The sequence below is a fragment of the Ktedonosporobacter rubrisoli genome (genome assembly GCF_004208415.1).
Taxonomy (GTDB): Bacteria; Chloroflexota; Ktedonobacteria; order Ktedonobacterales; family Ktedonobacteraceae; genus Ktedonosporobacter; species Ktedonosporobacter rubrisoli.
The window spans coordinates 10,776,765-10,794,246 of sequence record NZ_CP035758.1; the positions used below are offsets into that span (position 1 = coordinate 10,776,765).

Annotated in this window: 6 protein-coding genes and 3 pseudogenes; 3 read left to right on the forward strand and 6 right to left on the reverse strand. The window is 53.7% G+C overall.

Going from position 1 to position 17,482, the window contains the following annotated elements:
• Window position 1: 1 nt before the first annotated feature.
• Window positions 2-1,276, reverse strand: coding sequence for an MFS transporter (locus EPA93_RS45945; protein ID WP_129893987.1), 1,275 nt, complete (start codon window positions 1,274-1,276; stop codon window positions 2-4).
• Between the two features lie 149 nt (window positions 1,277-1,425).
• Here EPA93_RS45945 and pdxR point away from each other — a divergent pair, with 149 nt between their 5' ends.
• From pdxR to EPA93_RS45960, 3 genes are all read left to right on the forward strand, one after another.
• Window positions 1,426-2,949: a MocR-like pyridoxine biosynthesis transcription factor PdxR gene (gene pdxR / locus EPA93_RS45950; protein WP_129893988.1), complete on the forward strand. Its 1,524-nt coding sequence runs from the start codon at window positions 1,426-1,428 to the stop codon at window positions 2,947-2,949.
• Between the two features lie 450 nt (window positions 2,950-3,399).
• Window positions 3,400-4,341 (forward strand): TIGR03621 family F420-dependent LLM class oxidoreductase, encoded by a 942-nt coding sequence (locus tag EPA93_RS45955; RefSeq protein ID WP_129893989.1) that lies wholly within the window; start codon window positions 3,400-3,402, stop codon window positions 4,339-4,341.
• 350 nt (window positions 4,342-4,691) lie between these two features.
• On the forward strand, window positions 4,692-5,819 hold the full coding sequence (locus EPA93_RS45960) for a hypothetical protein (protein ID WP_129893990.1): 1,128 nt from the start codon (window positions 4,692-4,694) through the stop codon (window positions 5,817-5,819).
• A gap of 281 nt (window positions 5,820-6,100) precedes the next feature.
• On the opposite strand, the gene EPA93_RS45965 is transcribed toward EPA93_RS45960, so the two are convergent.
• The 5 genes and pseudogenes from EPA93_RS45965 to EPA93_RS50180 form a co-directional block, all read right to left on the reverse strand.
• Window positions 6,101-8,062: a condensation domain-containing protein gene (locus EPA93_RS45965; protein ID WP_242527277.1), complete on the reverse strand. Its 1,962-nt coding sequence runs from the start codon at window positions 8,060-8,062 to the stop codon at window positions 6,101-6,103.
• 249 nt (window positions 8,063-8,311) lie between these two features.
• Window positions 8,312-8,548 (reverse strand): annotated as a pseudogene (locus tag EPA93_RS51290) (AMP-binding protein); the annotation flags it as partial.
• 11 nt (window positions 8,549-8,559) lie between these two features.
• Window positions 8,560-10,779, reverse strand: a pseudogene (locus EPA93_RS45970) (non-ribosomal peptide synthetase); the annotation flags it as partial.
• Between the two features lie 57 nt (window positions 10,780-10,836).
• Window positions 10,837-11,871, reverse strand: a complete 1,035-nt coding sequence (locus tag EPA93_RS51295; RefSeq protein WP_129893993.1) for a non-ribosomal peptide synthetase — start codon at window positions 11,869-11,871, stop codon at window positions 10,837-10,839.
• Between the two features lie 11 nt (window positions 11,872-11,882).
• A pseudogene (locus EPA93_RS50180) lies at window positions 11,883-17,450 on the reverse strand (amino acid adenylation domain-containing protein); the annotation flags it as partial.
• Window positions 17,451-17,482: the final 32 nt, after the last annotated feature.

Consider the following 17,482-nt stretch of genomic DNA (forward strand, 5'->3'; position numbering starts at 1 on the left):
TCTATGCTTCCCCGCAGGGAACCTCATCCTCGTTTGGCCGCGATCTGTTCTCAGCAGAAAACTGCTGAGTGTTTGAGGATGAGCGGAGCCGCAAGGCAGTACGGTCAGGTAAGATAAGGCTGAGCAAACATCCTGTTATTCCAATGCCGCAGCATCCAATGAGCAACCCTGCGAATGTACTCTGACCTAGTAGAATTCCTCCAATTGCCGAGCCAAGTGCGATCCCAAGATAGAGTGCACTGTTATTCCAGGCCAGGAGCAGTGCCCGTCGATTAGGAAATGCCTGGACGAGGCGCGCTTGCTGTGCTGGAAGGAAGAGCTGGGCTAAAAGAGGAGCAATAGTGAATCCTATAAAGATCAGCAAAGGATGGTTGAGCACAAGGCTCAGCAGTAAAAAACAGCCGGCCAAGCCACCCAGGCTGATCGTGGATATCACGCGCGTACCAAATCGATCAGAAAGGTACCCTCCCAGCAGGCTGCCGGCTACAATGCCTGCACCATACCAGATCAGCAGTGTTGCAACCTGAGAGGGAGAAAAATGGGCTGCTGTGCGCAATCCGGCCCCAAGGTAGGTATAGACTCCGTAGAGTGCAGCGCTCCATATTGCTGTTGGTCCTACAGTCCGCAAAATGATCCACGCCTGAAGTGAAGGTAGTTGATCAGCCTTGTGGGCTGTAGGAGAAGGGCTTCTGCCAGGCCAGGTCCCTCGATTTACCAGAGCCAGGATGAGGCTTGCCACTGCCAGCCCTAGAAAAATGGTTTGCCACCCAAGCGCTTGTGCCATAATGGCTCCAAAGGGTGCGCCGACCGCAATGGCGATGAGCAATCCTGATCCCACCACACCCAGACGGCTCCCCCGTCGCTGTGGTGGGGCAGCATCGCTGACCAGGGCATAGATTGAAGGAGTGATTGCAGCGGCAGCGCTGCCCGCTAGCAAACGACTGCCAAGTAGCCAGGGAAAGCTGGAGGCCAGACCAGTCAAGCCATTGGCTACTGCAAAGCTGAGTAGCCCGGCAACGAGCAGAGATCGGCGCCCAAGCCGATCAGCGAGCAGCCCACAAAATGGTGCGGCTAGCATGTACATGATTGAAAAGGCTGTTACCATCCAACCTGCGGTACTTGTGGAGATCTGATATCTCCCGGCAACCAGAGGAAGCAGTGGTGAGACAACAAAAAGATCTGTTCCAATTACAAAAAGCGTGAGCCAGCCAATGAGCAGTTGCCCTTGACGGAACCAGAGCGACCGATGGCGCTGCGCGAACAAGCGAAAAGCCATAGCTGACAATGCCCCTTTCTCGAAAAGAGAAGATATATCTACCAACTGCAGGCCAGTATACTGTATCACCGGGCTAGCCAAAAGCCCCAATTTTGAATATATTCAGGGTACCACTTTGGCAAGTTACTGGAAAGAAGAGGACATCGATCATGAAAAAGCGTCAGACATGGCAGAAGGTGGAACTGCCCGCTCTTGAACCAACAGGATCGACTCCGCTCTACCGCCAACTTTATGAGCGGCTGCGCACGGCTATCATTACAGGGCAACTCCCAGCAGGAACTCCGCTGCCTTCGACACGAGCTCTATCAAGCGAGTTAGGAGTTGCACGCAAGACAGTGATCCATGCCTACGAGGACCTGAGCGCAGAAGGATATATCGTTGGCCAGATTGGGAGCGCAACACGTGTAGCCTCTTTGCTTCCCGATGACGTCTCCTTTGCTCCGGGAGAGCGATTAGACGTACCACGCTCTTTGCCTTCTACTGCTGCTCCGGCAACGATCAGCCAGCGTGGATTTCTACTCACTCAGGCACGCTCTCTCTCGTATATATCACAGTTCCCGCCTGAAAGGGGACTGCGTGCTTTTCGGGTAGGTATGCCTGCGCTGGATCTATTTCCTCATGTACTCTGGGGACGCCTGCTTGCCCGTCGTGGGCATCGTTCTCTGCCATCCTTGCTTTCTTATCAAGAGGCTGCAGGGTATCGACCGTTACGTGATGCGATCGCTCATCATCTGAGCGTGGCACGAGGCGTGCGCTGCACGCCAGAACAAGTGGTGATTGTTGCAGGCGCGCAAGCTGGAATGGACCTGGTGTTGCGTGTCCTACTCGACGCGGGGGAGCCAGCCTGGACGGAAAATCCAGGGTATTTCGGGGCGCACGGGGCTTTGGTAGCAGCAGGAGCCCGTCTGGTGCCTGTTTCTGTCGATCAAGAAGGTATTGACGTGAATATGGGAATGAAGCTAGCTCCCCAGGCTCGCCTGGCAGTTGTCACGCCTTCCCATCAATTTCCTCTGGGCGTGACCATGAGCTTGAAACGGCGGCTCGCATTGCTCAAATGGGCCAGGCAGAACGGAGCCTGGATTCTCGAAGATGATTATGATAGTGAGTATCGCTATACGGGGCATCCCCTGGAAGCCTTGCAAGGATTAGATAGGCACGAACGGGTTATCTATCTTGGCTCCTTCAGTAAAGTCCTCTTTCCCGGCTTGCGACTGGGCTACCTGGTGATTCCCACGTCGTTGATCGAGATCTTCACAGCCGTGCGCCGATTGATCGATACGCATGTTCCAGTTCTTGAACAAATGGTGGTGGCAGATTTCATGATAGAGGGACATTTTCAACGACATCTCCGACGGATGCGTGAATGCTATGCTGCACGGCGCGCTGCTCTCATCACAGATGCTCACCACATCCTGGCAGGCCTGCTCGATTTGCAGATATCAGAAGCCGGGTTACATCTGGCAGGATGGCTTCCAGCAGGAAGTGATGATCAACAAGGAGCAGAACTGGCCGCAGTTCATGGTGTAGAGGTGGTTCCATTTTCACAACTGTGCCTCGTTCCATACTCCCATCCCGGCCTACTTCTAGGATTTGCTGCAGTGAACGAGGATGCTATTTGCCAAGGGATACGCCAGTTGGCTCGTGCCTTAGAAGCTCTCAAAAAGAGGGAATGAGGAGATCCGGTCTGCTTCTCTCTTGGAGGTGGCAGCTTGTGGTTCAGTCCTAGAGATGGGGCTGAGGATCTTGCCGTTCCGCGTGGTGCGCACCTGCTCAAAGTCTGTGGTGACTAGATCTGCGGGAGAAGGAAATCGATTGCGCAAGGCCAGGGAAATAAGCTACTTGAGATTGTGAGCTAGGTTAAACGATGATAGAAGCTGAAATATGTAAATTACGTATATTCTGTTCCTAGATAATAGAAATATTTTAAGCAAAATATCCGGCATTGCCATAATATTCTGTCTGATTCTTGAGGTATACTTATTTATGAATATCTACGTTATCTAGAGCGTAAATGGATAAATGTAACAAAGGAGATGAAACGCCATTTTCCTTAAAAATCGCTGCGTTCTCCAAGAGAGCAGGCAGCTACTAGCTATAATCGCTACGAAAATAGAAGGAGATATATGAACACCTTAAAACCATTTCGCTTCGCTGTCAGTGCGGGAAAGGCAACATCACAGGAAGAGTGGGCCGCCAAAGCAAGGAGGATAGAGCAATTGGGCTACTCAACTATGGTCATTCCTGATCATCTTTTGAGGATATTTGCTCCCTTCTCTGCGCTGCTCGCTGCGGCTCAAGCCACACATACCCTGCGGATTGGAAGTTATGTATTCAACAATGACTTTCGACATCCTGTGCTGCTCGCCAAAGAGGTTGCTACCCTCGATTTTCTCTCAGGTGGGCGGTTCGAATTGGGGCTAGGGGCTGGCTATGCTCGGTCGGAATATGAGCAGTCTGGTCTCACGTATGATCCTGCCTCTGTTCGCATACGCCGCCTGGGAGAGGCTATTGAGGTGGTCAAAAGGGTCTTGGCAGAGGAATCTGCAAGCTTCTCTGGAGAATTCTATACCATCAATCAGCTGAATGGGTTCCCAAAGCCCATCCAACGACCGCATCCCCCGCTTCTGATCGGGGGCGCCGGCAAGCGCATCTTGTCGCTTGCCGCTAGAAAAGCGAACATCGTAGGAATTATTCCTAAAGCCCTGTCTGATGGCAGTGGATTGGATTTCACTGATAGCACGCAAGCTGCAACAATGCAGAAGATCGAGTGGATTCGTCAGGCCGCAGAGAACAGATTTGACGATCTAGAGCTCAATATTCTTGCATTTCAGGTTACTGTCACCGACGATTACTCCCAAGTGGTTCAGCAGATGTCTAAGAGATTTAGCGTAAAAGAGGAAGAGGTTTCAGATATCCCACATTGCCTTATTGGAACAGTCGATCAAATCAGCGAAGCATTACAGAAAAGGCGCGAAAAATATGGTATTTCATATATAACTGTGTTCGATTTCGAGAACACAGTAGAGGCGCTTGCCCCTGTTGTCGCTCGTCTTGCTGGCAAATAAGGTGGGAAGTCAAAAAGCCAATCACTCATGACCCGCTTACGAGAAGCTGGCTACTGATATGCTATCACTCCTCTGGTCGGTGTATCTTGAAGCGCTATCGCCGCAGACTAGAGGCCAGAAAATTCTTGATAGTGACAGGGTTGTGACCGCTAGTAATCTTCCGTGAGGGTCGATGAACTGGCAAGATTTGCAAGGGAGAGCAGACTATATAGTAGGAGGTGTTGTTTAACGTTCAAGCGCTATGCGCCTTCACATAGTACTGGTCTGTTACCTTGTTCGTAGCAGCAAATACCTGTATATTCGTCATGTAGTGGTACAGTTGAAAGGGCGTGTGGGGGATAGCTATACAGGTGATGTTACCTGCTTTCTCTGGCTATTTGCAGTTAGTTGCTAATCGGAAACAAGCATCTTGCCCCATCCATGGGGATGGGGCAACCGTGTATAGCACCGATCCGCGCCCGAAGTTTGCTGTTGTGGTCCTACTCTTCACGAGAGGCGATATGATTGCAACAGCTGCAGAGGAAAATATGTTGGTGGGAGAAGTAGCACGGGGAGGTAAGGATATGGCGTTACCAGGGCAAAAATTTATCAATGGCATCTCTAATTTCGTATTCGGTACGAATATGCCTCCTGATTATGTGGCGCACACTGTACGCAATACACCTGAGATACAGGCGCGAATCAAGGCTGGTAGCTTTACCCTCATGCGCGTAGCGTTTGACTCGACAGACAGCGATGCCATGATCGAATCAAAAATCGGTGCCTGTAACGCCTGCGGCACGGCTATGCTAGCCATTCTTACGCGATCAAGCTCTAGCTTTAATCAGCATCTTGTACAGTACCTGGGGAGCAGGTGTAACCTCTATGAATTTACGAATGAATCAGATTTGAACGGGTGGGACGTCAATACTTACATTGACAAATGGAACGCGGAAATACCCAATTTACGCCGTATTAATCCCACTGCCGCCTTTATTGGCCCGGCTTTAGGCGTGGTCGCTCACTTTGATTCCTATCTCAAACCATTTTTGCAGGCTTGTAAGTCGTCTGGAGTGATACCCGATGCTGTGTCATTCCATAGTTACCCTTGCACCAACACGCCCGACGCTAGTGAATGTGCTCCCCGGGCCGTCAACATTGGGAAAAATGATGTTGTCGCGTGCCGCAACATTGTGCAAGCGGTGTTTGAGCGTTCCATCCCTATCGGGGTCACAGAGTGGAATATTGACGCCAATAATCCGCCTAAGTCATACACTCAGGATGCTTCATTCAATTACACCTGGACGAAAAATGCCCTCAAGGCCATGATTGAGAGTGGTTGTGAAATCGCCTGCCAGTTTGACGCCGCTAGCGGTGCCGGCTATGGTTTGCTTGATCTTGTCTCTACCACATCGCCTTATCCTGTCCAGGTGCAATATCAGCCGATGGTTGATGCAATTAAGTCCTATTTGAATGGAGGAGGAACATCCTCCTTGTAGGCCCGGCTGGTCCGATTTTTGTATAACCGGGAGATGAGGTTACTGGCGTTTTGAGCGGGCTTATGTTAACGGCAATCTCATCCATGGGCGCAGCAATAATCTGAAAATCTGTTGCCAAGCCCGATAGGTTCGCATGAGCTATGGGCGGGATTTTTGCTCGGGAAACGAGTGAGTAAACCGAGCATTTGCCCGCAAGGCGTCGTGCACCTGTATAGCTTGCTCTGGCTGTAATGATTCCTGAGATTTTGCAATCTTCCTTATATGCCCTGGATGGGATAATCTCACGCGCGCTTATTTCGAGCACGAAGTTTAGCCATAACTTTGTCAATTTTTGCCTGGTTCAAGTTGGCTCCTGAAAAATCTGATTTGGTATAGCTGCTGGCATCCTCATCAGGATGAAGCTTCATAAAGGAGACCAGGGTATCAACGTAACGGTTCATAAGCATTTCGACAGTTTCGCGCTTGTGAAATTGTGAACAATACGTCCAACTTATTGCCAGGCAGTCTTCAACTAGCTGGCAATCGATCTCAAGCAAGTGCGCACGGTGATTATGGGGGTTGCAAGTAGGGATGGTTATATCATATATGGGATGCAAGAAAGAGGAAGCGGCCCTTGCCAGCGCTTGATCTTGTCCCGTGAAGCTAAACTTAATTTCTGGCTGGGGCAAAGCTGCCAGACGAGCAGGTATATCATCATGCTGTCTTAAGTATCGTAAAGCTTCGTATCCCAGACCGCGTTGAGGCATACCCCTAATTTGTTCTTTGATTGCCCGTAATGCAGGCATGAGTCCTGCATGTGTTGATACCATTTCAAGATCCAACAGTAATGGATACATGATGGCAAATTGACCTACTGAATGCCCTGGCTCTAGCTTTTCGCTGTTGATCTCTCTGGCAGAACTTTCTACATCGACCAGCAGCTTTCGTTTGCCTAGCCAGCATGCACAGGCCTGGAGAAGTGCTGTCAATAGTATTTCACTTATAGATGCATGGAAGTTAGTGCATACTTCATGAAGTAGCGTTTTCGTATCATCTTTATGGAATGTATGGCTGATATTCTGTACATGCTCTAAAATATTTAGCGCATGATCAGCGTGAAAATCTACTGGTAATAAGGGTATGTTACCACGGCTTGCCTGCAACCAGTATGGTACCTCCTTTTCTATGTCTGAGGATACGGCATAATCTTGTAGGTACTGAGCCCATGCTTTAAAGGCGCTGGCTGCGTTGAGTGGCTGAAGTTGCTCACCACGAATAAGCTGCTCTAGATCGGCGCGCAAGATTTGCATAGATGCGTGATCAGCGAGCAGATCATTGACAATTATCAAGAGGCGCTCTGGTTGGTGCTCTCCCATACGAAAATGGAGCATACGCCAGAGGGGACCTGATAAATTGCTAAGATCAGACTGAGCCGCAGCCATTTCCGCAAAAATTGCCGCCTCGCGCTCTTCTCTGGCGATAGCACTAAGATCAGATGTATGAAGCAAATCACTGACCGGGAAAGCCATCTCATATTCTCTCTGTTGCCAGCTATTCGTTTGTGCGTCAAATGAGAGGGCTGTTTGAAGTATGGAGTGACGTTGGGCTAAAGCTATAATCGCTTGCTCTAAAAGCTCTCGCTCAAGGCGCTCGTTGGATACCTCTAGCATGAGGAACCGAGCCGGAGATTGTATTGCTGATGGCTGTTGCGCAAAGAAGCGAAGCTGATGGGGAACAAGAGGAATTGTATGATGAACCGCCTTGAGCGAATTTGCTTCTTCATTAGAGGCGGGTAGGCTGAGAATAGTCGCCAGTTCCGCTATTGTCTGGTATTGGAAAAGTTGTTTAGGGGTAAAAGTAAGTCCGATCTGTTCTGCTCTGGCAACTATTAGCAAACAGAGGATAGAGTCGCCGCCTATTTCAAAGAAACTTGTGTGTATATCTACCTGCTGCAGACCGAGCACATCAGCCCAGATAGCGGCTAGTTGGCGCTCAATCTCGTTACGTGGCGCTTCAAAGGATTTCTTGCTCTCATGTTCCCGATCGGGCAGGGGCAGGGCCAGGCGATCAAGTTTGCCGTTGGGAGTCAAGGGGAACTGCTCCAGCTGGACAAAGAAGTGGGGCAGCATGTAGGCAGGCAACTGCTGGCTCAACTGGCTGCGGAGCTGAGCGGGCTCGATGGGTTCCGAGCTGCGCACATAGGCCACCAGCTGCTCCTCGCGCAGGAGGACGAGGGCTTGCAGGATGCTATCTTGCTGGAGCAAGAGGTGCTCAATCTCCCCCAGTTCGATGCGATGGCCGTGGAGCTTGACCTGACTATCACCACGCTGATGGTAGCGCAAGCTGCCATCGGCCTGCCAGGAGGCGAGATCGCCGCTGCGGTAGAGGCGAGCGCCGGGCTGGGAGCTGAAGGGATCGGGCAGGAAGCGTTGGGCACTGAGGCAGGGTTGAGCCAGGTAGCCATGAGCCAGGGCCTCTCCCCCGATGTAGAGCTCGCCGGGGATGCCAGGAGGTTGGGGATGGAGCTGAGCATCGAGGACATAGACCGTCGTGTTGGCCAGAGGTCGGCCAATCGGGACGTGCTGCTTGAGGGAAGCGGGCTCGATACGCTGGGCGGTAGACCAGATGGTGGTCTCGGTGGGACCGTAGAGGTTCCAGAGGGCTTGGCCACAGGGCAGCAGGCGGCGAGCGAGATCAAGAGGGAGGGTTTCGCCCCCGAGAGCAAGGTGAGCCCAGCCTTGCCCGACCAACCAGTTTCCAGGAGCAGCTGCCAGGTGGTGGGAGTGGCCTGCAGAATGCTGATGGGCAACTGAGCCAGCAGGGAGGCGAGCTGGCGAGGATCGCTGGCCTGCTCCTGGGAGGCGAGCTGGATCTGAGCACCGGCGAGCAAAGGGAGATAGAGCTCTAAGCCAGCGATGTCGAAGCTGATGCTGGTGATGGCCAGCCAGCGATCATGAGGGGAGAGGGAGAGCAGGGACTGCAAGGAGAGCAGGAAGGAGAGTAAGGCGCCATGAGAGATCTGGACGCCTTTAGGTCGCCCGGTCGAGCCGGAAGTGTAGAGGACGTAGGCAAGTTGCGCAGGGGAACATGCTTCCTGGAGATCTTCGCAAGGCAAGCTGGCGTATCGCTCCTGGAGGGTATCGAGGCAGAGCAAGGGGCAGGGGCAGTGCGGCCAGCGAGCCTTGAGCTCTTCATGGGTGAGCAGCAAGGAGAGTTGGGCATCCTGAGCCATCCACAGGAGGCGCTGGCTGGGATAGTCGGGATCGAGAGGGACGTAGGCGGCGCCGGTCTTGAGGATGGCGAGCAGGCAGAGGAGCAGGGAAGGAGAGCGGTGCAGGCACAGGCCAACGAGGCAGCCGGGACCGATGCCATGCTGGCGCAGGAGGTGAGCGAGCTGATTGGCCTGCTGGTTGAGCTGGCGGTACGTCAGGGTTGTTGAGCCAGCGTGCAGGGCTGGCTGCAGGGAGCTGCGTTCACATTGAGCCTCGATGAGGTGATGTAAGCCGTAGGAGGGAGCAGCGAGCAAGGGAGAGGAGGAGTGGCCGAGGGAGAGCAAGTGGAGGCGTTGGGCAGCAGAGAGCAGGGGTAGCAGGCTCACGGGAGTCCGAGGCTCTTGACAGAGGCTCTGGAGCACGACAAGCATGTTCGTTGCCATGTTGGTGATAGTCTTCGCTTCGAAGAGGGCAGTATTGTACTCGATGACAGCACTCAAACTCCTGGTATCAGAAAGATACCAGGTCCAAGAGAGATCAAACTTTGCTGTTTCGGCTGGTAGATTGATAAACTTTAGTTTTGTGTTATGAAAGATAATTTGCCTTTCAAGAGTATTATCTAAGGAAAAGAAGACCTGGAAGAGGGGGTTGTAGGCCAGGGAGCGTTCAGGCTGCAGCTCGGCGACAAGTTTCTCGAAGGGCATGTCTTGCTGGCTGTAGGCTTGCAAGGTCACCTCCCGCACGCGTTGGAGCAGTTCGAGGAAGCTGGGATCGCCGCTGAGATCGGTGCGCAGGACCAGGGTGTTGGCGAAGAGACCAATGACCCCTTCCAGTTCGCGGCGTTGGCGTCCGGCGATGGGAGTGCCCACCACGAGATCCTCCTGGCCGCTATAGCGGTACAAGAGGAGCAGGAAGGCAGCCAGTAACGTCATGTAGAGGGTGACCTGCTGCTGGTGGCTCAAAGCGACCAACTGCTCCAGAAGCTCGGCAGGCAGATGGAGTTGGTGGCGCGCACCGACAAAGGTCTGGATGGGAGGACGAGGATGATCGGTGGGCAGATCCAGGAGAGCAGGAGCAGTGGCCAACTGGCCGTGCCAGTAGCGCTGGAGTTTCTCCTGACGCTCCTCCTGCAGCCAGGCGCGTTGCCAGACGGCGTAATCGGCGTACTGCAGGGGCAAGGGAGCGAGCTGAGGGGAGATGCCCTTGACATGAGCGTTGTAGCAGAGGCTGAGCTCTTGCAGGAGAATGCCCAGGGACCAGCCATCGGCAATGATGTGGTGCAGGCACAGCAGCAAGATCGAGGGTTCAGATCCGCGGTGGAGCAAGCTGGCCCGCAGCAAGGGAGCCTGCTGCAGATCGAAGGGGCGGCGGATTTCCTGCTGCAGCCAGGCCTGTAATGCCTGCTGGCTAAGGTTGCTCTCGCTTTCAGCGGGCAGAGAGAGATGTTGTTGCGAGAGGGAAAGCCAGAGCTGGGCGTGAATGCGTTGCATGAGCTGCTCGCCTTGCAGGACAAAGGAGGTCCGTAAGGACTCGTGCCGAGCCAAGAGATCATTGAGGCTTTCTTCGAAGGCGGCAGGCTGGAACTGGCCATCAAGCTCGAAGGCCAGGAAGAGATGATAGGCGCTGCTCTCCGGCTCGAAGCGATGCAGGAACCACAAGCGTTCCTGGGCAAAGGAGGCCGCAAACAGATAGCTTTCTTCTTGCTCCGTCTCGTCGGGTTTTTCTGGCTGTATATTGGTCGATTCTGATGAACTATGTGAAAGCGTCATTGTCCTGGTTCCCTACTCTTTCTAGAGCCATTGATGAGATTCTCCCGCCTGGGTGCATTATGAGCGATCGCGCGAAGGCCGGCGGTCTAGCGGTCGCAATATTGGTCCCTGTGGAACCTGAGAACTAGCGGCGTTTTGCTCGACAAGAACAGCCTGACTTTCGATGGTTGGTGCCTCGAAAAACGCGCGTAATGAAACATCGATCTGAAATGCCTCGTTAATTCTCGCGGCAAGCTGAGTGGCTAAAAGCGAATGTCCCCCTAGCCGGAAAAAGTTGCTTTGTATGCTAATGTGATCTATTCCTAATAATTGCGTCCAGATGGTGGCTATTTTTTCTTCGGTAGGGGTACGCGGGGCGATATATTGCGCCTGTAAGGCCGCCCGATCGGGCGGAGGCAGGGCCAGGCGATCAAGTTTGCCGTTGGGGGTCAAGGGGAACTGCTCCAGCTGGACAAAGAAATGGGGCAGCATGTAAGCGGGCAACTGCTGGCTCAACTGGCTGCGGAGCTGAACGGGCTCGATGGGTTCCGAGCTACGCACATAGGCCACCAGCTGCTCCTCGCGCAGGAGGACGAGGGCTTGCAGGATGGCATCTTGTTGGAGCAAGAGGTGCTCAATCTCCCCCAGTTCGATGCGATGGCCGTGGAGCTTGACCTGACTATCACCACGCTGATGGTAGCGCAAGCTGCCATCAGCCTGCCAGGAGGCGAGATCGCCGCTGCGGTAGAGGCGAGCGCCGGGCTGGGAGCTGAAGGGATCGGGCAGGAAGCGTTGGGCACTGAGGCAGGGTTGAGCCAGGTAGCCATGAGCCAGGGCCTCTCCTCCGATGTAGAGCTCGCCGGGGATGCCAAGGGGTTGGGGATGGAGCTGGGCATCGAGGACATAGACCGTCGTGTTGGCCAGAGGTCGGCCAATCGGGACGTGCTGCTTGAGGGAAGCGGGCTCGATACGCTGGGCGGTAGACCAGATGGTGGTCTCGGTGGGACCGTAGAGGTTCCAGAGGGCTTGGCCACAGGGCAGCAGGCGGCGAGCGAGATCAAGAGGGAGGGTTTCGCCCCCGAGAGCAAGGTGAGCCCAGCCTTGCCCGACCAACCAGTTTCCAGGAGCAGCTGCCAGGTGGTGGGAGTGGCCTGCAGAATGCTGATGGGCAACTGAGCCAGCAGGGAGGCGAGCTGGCGAGGATCGCTGGCCTGCTCCTGGGAGGCGAGCTGGATCTGAGCACCGGCGAGCAAAGGGAGATAGAGCTCTAAGCCAGCGATGTCGAAGCTGATGCTGGTGATGGCCAGCCAGCGATCATGAGGGGAGAGGGAGAGCAGGGACTGCAAGGAGAGCAGGAAGGAGAGTAAGGCGCCATGAGAGATCTGGACGCCTTTAGGTCGCCCGGTCGAGCCGGAAGTGTAGATGACGTAGGCAAGTTGCGCAGGGGAACATGCTTCCTGGAGATCTTCGCAAGGCAAGCTGGCGTATCGCTCCTGGAGGGTATCGAGGCAGAGCAAGGGGCAGGGGCAGTGCGGCCAGCGAGCCTTGAGCTCTTCATGGGTGAGCAGCAAGGAGAGTTGGGCATCCTGAGCCATCCACAGGAGGCGCTGGCTGGGATAGTCGGGATCGAGAGGGACGTAGGCGGCGCCGGTCTTGAGGATGGCGAGCAGGCAGAGGAGCAGGGAAGGAGAGCGGTGCAGGCACAGGCCAACGAGGCAGCCGGGACCGATGCCATGCTGGCGCAGGAGGTGAGCGAGCTGATTGGCCTGCTGGTTGAGCTGGCGGTACGTCAGGGTTGTTGAGCCAGCGTGCAGGGCTGGCTGCAGGGAGCTGCGTTCACATTGAGCCTCGATGAGGTGATGTAAGCCGCAGGAGGGAGCAGCGGGCAAGGGAGAGGAGGAGTGGCCGAGGGAGAGCAAGTGGAGGCGTTGGGCAGCAGAGAGCAGGGGCAGCAGGCTCACGGGAGTCCGAGGCTCTTGGCAGAGGCTCTGGAGCACGACAAGCATGTTCGTTGCCATACCAGCGATGCGCTGGGGCTCGAAGAGGGCAGTATTGTACTCGATGACAGCACTCAAGCTTTTCTCATCTTCCTGATACCACGTCCACGAAAGATCAAACTTTGCTGAATTGCTGTCTAGGCGAATCTGGGTTACATCCAGCCCTTCGAGACTGATTGGATCGCCAGGAACATTTTGTAGCGCAAAGAAGACCTGGAAGAGGGGGTTGTAGGCTAGGGAGCGTTCAGGCTGCAGCTCGGCGACAAGTTTCTCGAAGGGCATGTCTTGCTGGCTGTAGGCTTGCAGGGTCACCTCCCGCACGCGTTGGAGCAGTTCGAGGAAGCTGGGATCGCCGCTGAGATCGGTGCGCAGGACCAGAGTGTTGGCGAAGAGGCCAATGACCCCTTCCAGTTCGCGGCGTTGGCGTCCGGCGATGGGAGTGCCCACCACGAGATCCTCCTGGCCGCTATAGCGGTACAAGAGGAGCAGGAAGGCAGCTAGCAACGTCATGTAGAGGGTGACCTGCTGCTGGTGGCTCAAGACCATCAGCTGCTCCAGAAGCTCGGCAGGCAGATGGAGTTGGTGGCGCGCACCGACAAAGGTCTGGATGGGAGGACGAGGATGATCGGTGGGCAGATCCAGGAGGGCAGGAGCAGTGGCCAACTGGCCGTGCCAGTAGCGCTGGAGTTTCTCCTGACGCTCCTCCTGCAGCCAGGCGCGTTGCCAGACGGCATAATCGGCGTACTGCAGGGGCAAGGGAGCGAGCTGAGGGGAGATGCCCTTGACATGAGCGTTGTAGCAGAGGCTGAGCTCTTGCAGGAGAATGCCCAGGGACCAGCCATCGGCAATGATGTGGTGCAGGCACAGCAGCAAGATCGAGGGTTCAGATCCGCGGTGGAGCAAGCTGGCCCGCAGCAAGGGAGCCTGCTGCAGATCGAAGGGGCGGCGGATTTCCTGCTGCAGCCAGGCCTGTAATGCCTGCTGGCTAAGGCTGCTCTCGCTTTCAGCGGGCAGAGAGAGATGTTGTTGCGAGAGGGAAAGCCAGAGCTGGGCGTGAATGCGTTGCATGAGCTGCTCACCTTGCAGGACAAAGGAGGTCCGTAAGGACTCGTGCCGAGCCAAGAGATCATTGAGGCTTTCTTCGAAGGCGGCAGGCTGGAACTGGCCATCAAGCTCGAAGGCCAGGAAGAGATGATAGGCGCTGCTCTCCGGCTCGAAGCGATGCAGGAACCACAAGCGTTCCTGGGCAAAGGAGGCCGCAAACAGATAGCTTTCTTCTTGTTCCATTTTTGAACCGTGCCTTTCATCAAGGAATATACGTTGTGGCCCCTTGGGTTCGCTCTCTCGCTTAGCTTGCGCTTGTAGCACAGGTTCTTTTAGCTCTTGCTTGCTGGATGAGCTAACGGTGATGAGAGAAGCGATACCTTCAATAGTTGGAGCTTCAAAGAGCGAGCGTAAAGATAAAGTTGAATTGAACTTTTCGTTAATACGCGCCAGCAGCTGAGTTGCCAGAAGTGAATGTCCCCCTAGCTCAAAGAAGTTTTGCGTAATGCCGACTTTTTTGAGACCGAGCAACTCGCACCACAGCAAACAAAGCTCTTCCTGGATGGGAGACTGAGGGGTCGCGAGAGAAAGTGTCGCTTCATCTGCAGCCTCAGGAGCAGGAAGTGCCTTACGATCTACTTTGCCATTGGCGTTGAGTGGTAAGCGAGACATAAACACAAAATGAGCAGGGACCATAAATGCTGGCAAGCGTTGCGTAACAAAGGCTCGCAAATTGCTGAGAACAGGCTTGACTTGCTCGTTGTGGTGAGTAATATAGGCAACAATCTGCTTGTTGTCGGGAGTATCTTCTCTAATGATAACCGCTGCATCAGCAACCATAGGATGCTCTACTAAAATAGCCTCAATCTCTTCGAGCTCGATACGATATCCGCGGATTTTTACTTGCAAATCATTGCGTCCGGCGAACTCGGCATTTCCATCGGGCAGGTAGCGGCCAAGATCGCCGGTTCGGTACAGGCGATCATGTTCCTGATGAGTAAAGGGATTGACGAGGAAACGCTCATTTGTCTGGTCAGGATCATCCAGATATCCAAAAGCCAGGTGAGGGCTACGGACGTAGATCTCTCCTAGCTCACCGATCCCTGCTAGATTTCCCGCTTCATTCAGGATAAGTATTTGCGCGCCAGGCATACCCTTCCCAAGAGGAATCACCTCTTTGTCCAGGAGCGCTGTAACGCTAGCCGGGCTCTCAGTGGAGGATGCTGTAGGAAGGACGAAGTAGCTAACGGCTCGTTGCGTCTCTGTCGAGCCGTAGAGATTGACGCAGGTTATATGAGGAGCGACAGCATATAAGCGCGCGACATGGCGTCTAGTTAAGGCATCACCAACCACAAAGGCGTAGCGCAATGAAGGGATACGCGCAGAAGGCAGATCATCTTCACCCATGCCTTGCGTCAGTAATTGGAGGAGAGCAGGCGTAAAACTAGCAATGGTGATCTCCTGTCCCTGCATCCATTGAGCCAACCAACCGGGATCGCCCATATGCTCCTGATCAGGAATGCAAATGGTAGCCCCCACACAAAGAGGTGTGAAAATCTCTCTCTGCAAAGGATCATGGGCGAGACCAGAAAGCAGGCTATAGCGATCAGTCTGCGTGAAGGCGAAGCGATCCCTCATCCAGGGCAGGAAATGAGTGAGAGGGCCATGGCGCTGAAGCACCCCTTTAGGACGTCCAGTTGAGCCAGAGGTAAAGGTCAGGCAAGCAATGTCATTGGGCCCAACTCTATACGCCGGCGCGCTACTGGCATATTGCGAGAGTATTCCACTGAGGGCAAAATTACGTGCCAGAACCAGATTACAATAAGAATTGGCTCTACACCATTCATCCAGCTCCTGGCAATCGGTGGCCCCTTCGATGCGTAGCCAGCCGCGCGCGTGAGCTCGTTGTACATATTCTAACAAGCGAGCAGGTGGATAGGAAGGATCTAAAATAAGCACAGTTGATCCGGCCTTGAGAATACCGAGAATCGCCAGGACCAGGGCCGCACAGCGCTGAGCGGAGATGGCCACAACATCGTGTGGACGGATGCCCTGGGCATGAAGATAATGGGCTAGCTGGTTGCTACGGGCCTCCAACTCGCCGTAACTCACGGTATTAATCTCGTCGATGATGGCTATATTTTCAGGCCTCAAATGAGCCTGCTGAGCGAACAAGTCATGGATGGTACCTTCCCAATGGGCTGAAATAGGTGCGCCAGGATCGGGCAGTACGCTGCTAGCTCTTGTCGATACAAGCGAGTAGCGTGAGATCATTTCGTCTCTTTCGCTGACCTGAGAAGCCAGGCAGCTGTATTGCTCTAGCATTTCAAGCATACGCTCATGCTTAAAGAGATCCGTATTATAGACCAGTTCGAGCCGAATGGCGTCTTGCTCCTCCTGCACGAATAAGGTGAGATCGAATTTAGAGCCAATTTCACGGGGCCAGAGATGCTCAACTTTTAAATCGGGCCATTCGTCGTGTAAGTCGGGCAGATTCACCATATTGAAAAAGACTTGAAAAAGCAAAGAATGGCTCAAACTACGTTCGGGATTAAGCTCATCGAGCAGCGCGTCAAAGGGGATATCCTGGTGCGCATAGGCTTCTAACGTCATTTCCTTCACGCGTTGCAAGAGCGTGCGAAAATTCAGTTCACTAGCAACATCGATGCGCAAGACCAGGGTATTGACAAAGAAGCCGAACACGTGCTCGATATCGGTTCGATTCCGATTTGCTATAGGCGTGCCAATAACTATATCTCTGCGCCCCGTGTAGCGTTGCAAGAGTATTTGAAACAGGGCCAGGGTCGTCATGAAAAGGGTTACCCCTTCGTGCTGGCTAAGCGCTTTTAAGGCTGTGGAGATTTCTGATGGAAGTAGCAAGCTAACAACAGCGCCATGGGATGTCTGGACCGCAGGTCTTGGGTGATCCATAGGTAATTCAAGGAGTGGAGGCATATCGGCAAGCTGTTTACGCCAGTAATCTAGCAGGTTTGTCAGATTCTCGCCCTTTAGCCAGTTTCTTTGCCAGGCCGCATAATCTGCGTATTGTAATGAAGGCGCTGGAAGCGTAGGCGAGTTGCCTGCAAGCGCAGCAGAATAGCAGAGCGATAGCTCATGCAGAAATACACCAAGAGACCAGCCATCAGAAATAATGTGGTGAGTGTTCAAGAGTAAGATATGTTCTAAAGGGCTCTTGCGCAAAAGGGCCAGGCGTACCAGAGGGCCGGTCTTTAAATCGAAAGGAATGTGTGCTTCATTGTTGATAGCGTGTTGCAGAGAAGCCTCGCGTTCAGCTTCAGGCAGTGAAGTTAAATCAATGAGAGGAATCTGTAAAGTGAGATTGGGCCGAATAACCTGAATGGGTTCTCCATTTAACATGGCAAATGTAGTACGCAAGCTCTCGTGACGTCGTACCAGCAAGTGAATGCACTTTTCAAGGAGATCCACACGTAGCGGACCGGCAAAGCGAATGGCAGCAGCAATGTTATAGCTAGCATTGCCAGGGTTGAGTTGATCGAGTAACCAGAGACGTTGTTGAGCAAAAGACAGGGGAAATGTATTGAAACGGCTACCTTGTTTGCCCAGTTGTTGCTTGAGTAAAGCGCGTTTTTCTGGTGAAAGCGCGGCCAGGCGTTGGGATAAATCCTGCATGTCCTTTATTCTACCTTTATTATGATCCTAGC